2 protein-coding genes are annotated in these 3,512 nt (G+C 63.1%); both read left to right on the top strand.

Translation table 11 applies throughout. The features are described from left to right. Positions 1-1,746, top strand: a 1,746-nt coding sequence (locus BLO97_RS31765; protein WP_218189631.1) for a hypothetical protein, incomplete at its 5' end; no start/stop codon positions are given. A gap of 96 nt (positions 1,747-1,842) precedes the next feature. Continuing rightward, positions 1,843-3,507 (top strand): ShlB/FhaC/HecB family hemolysin secretion/activation protein, encoded by a 1,665-nt coding sequence (locus BLO97_RS30375; RefSeq protein ID WP_218189630.1) that lies wholly within the window; start codon positions 1,843-1,845, stop codon positions 3,505-3,507. Positions 3,508-3,512: the final 5 nt, after the last annotated feature.

Genomic DNA, 3,512 nt, shown 5'->3' with positions numbered 1-3,512 from the left:
GGCAACGTGGTGGGTGACATCGCCAGCGAGGCGGGCAAGGTCGCTTTCAACAACACCGGTAACCTGAAGGTCGGCACGCTGACTGAAACCGACGGCAACGGCAATGTGGTGAAGGTCATCACCGGGGTGAATAACACTGGCGACGTCAGCATCGGCACCCAAGGTGACTTGGCTATCAACGAAGGGCTGGCTACCAGCGGCAACGTGTTCCTGAACATCAACGGCAAGACCACCCAGGATGCCAACGGCAATATTACCGCCGATGGCCTGGCCCTCAACGGTGGCGACTTCGAGTTGCGCAACAATGGCAACGTGGTGGGTGACATCGCCAGTGACGCGGGCAAGGTCGCCTTCAACAACACCGGCAACCTGAAAGTCGGCACGCTCACCGAAACCGATGGCAACGGCAACGTGGTCAAGGTCACCACTGGTGTGAACAACACCGGCGACGTCAGCATCGGTACCCAAGGTGACTTGGCGATCAACGAAGCCCTGGCTACCAGCGGCAATGTGTTCCTGAACATCAGCGGCAAGACCACCCAGGATGCCAACGGCAATATCACCGCCGATGGCCTGGCGCTCAAGGGCGGGAATTTCGATCTGCGCAACGCCAGCAACTGGGTCGGCGATATCGCCAGCCGAGCGAAGGATGTCAGCTTCGTCAATCGGGCCGACGTCACCGTCGGCAGGCTGACCGAGACGGCACTGGACGGTACCCGGCTGGATCAGATCGTCGGTATCGGCAACACCGGCAAAGTCCAGGTCGTGACGACCACCGGCAACATCACCCTGGCCGAGAACGTCAGCACCACCAGCAATGCCGCCGATGCGATCGTGCTCAACGCCGGTCAATCCGCTTCGGCGGGCGTGGCTGCGGGCGGTGACGTGAAGGCCGACGCGGGCGTGACGGTGTCGACCGGCGCCGGCGGCCGGGCGGTGATCTACACCGGTAGCCTCGCTGGCAGTACCGGTGTGGTGGATGTGGTCGGCAGTGGCAGCGGCAATTTCCGCTACAACAGTGACGAGCAACAAAGCAATTTCGGCAGGGCCCTGGGCAACACGGGCGTTCATGCCGTTTACCGCGAGCAGCCCGTCCTGGTGGTGTCCACCAACGGCGCGACCACCCAGACCAAGGTGTTCGATGGCCAGACCACGTTCAACGGCGGCGGTATCGCCGGTTATGACGCCAACGGCCTGTGGAACGGCGACACCAAGCCGATGCTCGGCAACCCTCTGTATTCGGTCGGCACTCAAGGCCCGGGTTCGCACCTGATCAACATCGGCGGGCTGGCTGACCTCGGTTACCTGATCGTGAGCAGTCCGGCCAACGCCAATCTCACCGTGACGCCGTCGATTGATTATGACGCCGTCCGGCAGAGCGTCGCCGATGCGACACGCGTCGGCGCAGAGGTGAGTTCGCCTCATGCACCGGAGCTCAACCCAGCCCAGCCGAAACCGGTTAATTGGTCTGACTACGGGGTCGAAGACGGCGGTCTGTTGCTGGTGGACCAAGGCGGCACGCGTGCCAACGGGAATGCGGGTGACGGCGCGGGCAACGCCCTGGCGCAAGGCGACAGCGATTCGGCTGCCCAGGCCGAGGACACCGCCAGCGAGCGGGAACTGGCCGGGAACGTCTGCGCCGATGGCGGTGTATCCGAAGGCGGCGCCTGTGCGGCCTACCCGCCGCAGACCGTGTTCGTCGTGCGCGGCGGCGTGCGCTTGCCGAGCCTGGCCATGCGTCCCTGATCCCTGACATCCACCTTTTCATTTGAAGGAACCCTTGGCCATGTCCCCGGACGTGGCCAAGGGCTCAGGCAACCCGAATTATTCGAGATTGATTCCATGCATAACAAACTGATGTCCTGCGCGGCTGGTCTGGCGTTGTTGTCCACTTCCCCGGCCTGGGCGGCGACCCTGCCGGCACGCCCGATTCCCGACGCCGGCCGTATCCTCCAGGAACTGCCGATTCCGCAGCAGGAATTGCCGCAAAGCATTCGCCTGGATGTGGAAGCACCGCTACCGGAGCAGGAAAAAGTCGGCGGCGCCAAGGTCCAGCTCAACGCCGTCCATTTCACCGACAACACGCGCATCGACGAGGCCAGCCTGCAGCGTGTCGTCGCCCCGGCTATCGGTCGAGCCCATGACCTGGACGAGCTGCGGGAAGTGGCCCGGCAGGTCACGCTTTATTACCGTGAGCAGGGTTACCCGTTCGCACGTGCCTATTTGCCGGCCCAACGCATGGCCAACGGGGAACTGACCATCGCGGTGATCGAAGGCCGTTATGGGAAAGTCACCGCCACCAACGACGATGTGAAACTGGCCGCGCAGGCGCAGCCGTTCCTGGGTGACCTGCAACCGGGCGACGTGATCGAGCGTGATCGGCTGGAGCGCAGCATATTGGTGCTTTCGGACTTGCCGGGGGTGGCTGTTCGTCCGGTGATCCGGCCAGGTGAGGCACTCGGCACGGGCGATCTTGATGCCAAAGTGAGCAAGACCGAGGCCTTCGAGGGCAAGGCCACCCTGGACAACCATGGCAATCGTTATTCGGGGCGCAATCGCCTGACGGTACAAGGCGACTGGAACAGCCCGCTGATGCTGGGCGACCGGCTCAGCGCCGCGGTGATGGCCACCGATGAAGACTTGTATTTCGGCAGCCTCGGCTACTCGATGCCATTGGGCACCTCTGGCCTGCGTGGCAACGTGGGTTATGCCCAGAGCGCCTATGACCTGGGCGCGGAATTCGCCGACCTGGGGGCCACCGGTACCGCTGAGGTCAGCAGCATCGGCTTGAGCTACCCGCTCCTGCGCAGCAACCAGGCGAACCTCATGTTGGCTGGGCAGTACCAGCACAAGGAGCTCGAGGATAAGTACGAAGTGCTGGGCCTCAGTTTTGAAAAAAGCAGCAACACGCTGCCCATCAGTTTGCAATTTGACGTGAGGGACACGGTATTGGGCGGCGGCATCACCTACGGCGGCGCGACGCTGACCTACGGTGACCTGAAACTGGATTCGGCCCTGCGCGAGGGCGACCGTCAGACCGCCCAGACCGAGGGCAACTTCAGCAAAGTTAACGTCGACCTCGCCCGTCTGCAAGCGCTGCCGGCCAACTTCACGCTCTTCGCCCGTTTCCTCGGCCAGTGGAGCAACGACAACCTCGACTCCTCCGAGGACTTCAGCCTCGGCGGCATCGATGGCGTACGGGCTTATCCGCAAAGCGAAGGTTCGGGCGACGAAGGCATGCTGACCCAGATCGAGCTTCGTTACCCAATCGACAAGCTCACGCCCTACCTGTTCTGGGACGCCGGCAAGGTGCGCATCAACCACAACGAGTGGGCCGATGAGGAAAACACCCGCAGCATCTCCGGCGGCGGTGTGGGCCTGCGCGCTCAATACGGCCAACTCTCCTTCGACGCAACAGTCGCCTGGCGTCACTCCGGCGGCGAAGCGCAGAGCGATACGCGCCAGGAAAACCCGCAACTGCTCGCGCAGATCGGTTACTCGTTCTGATCGAT

The sequence above is a fragment of the Pseudomonas sp. NFACC05-1 genome, assembly GCF_900100135.1.
Taxonomy (GTDB): domain Bacteria; phylum Pseudomonadota; class Gammaproteobacteria; order Pseudomonadales; family Pseudomonadaceae; genus Aquipseudomonas; species Aquipseudomonas fluorescens_Q.
This window is presented reverse-complemented; position numbering and strand designations above follow the sequence as displayed.

Bases quoted from the DNA above. Each gene is read 5' to 3' on its own strand.
- BLO97_RS30375 (WP_218189630.1), top strand. From the start codon at position 1,843: ATGCATAACAAACTGATGTCCTGCGCGGCTGGTCTGGCGTTGTTGTCC.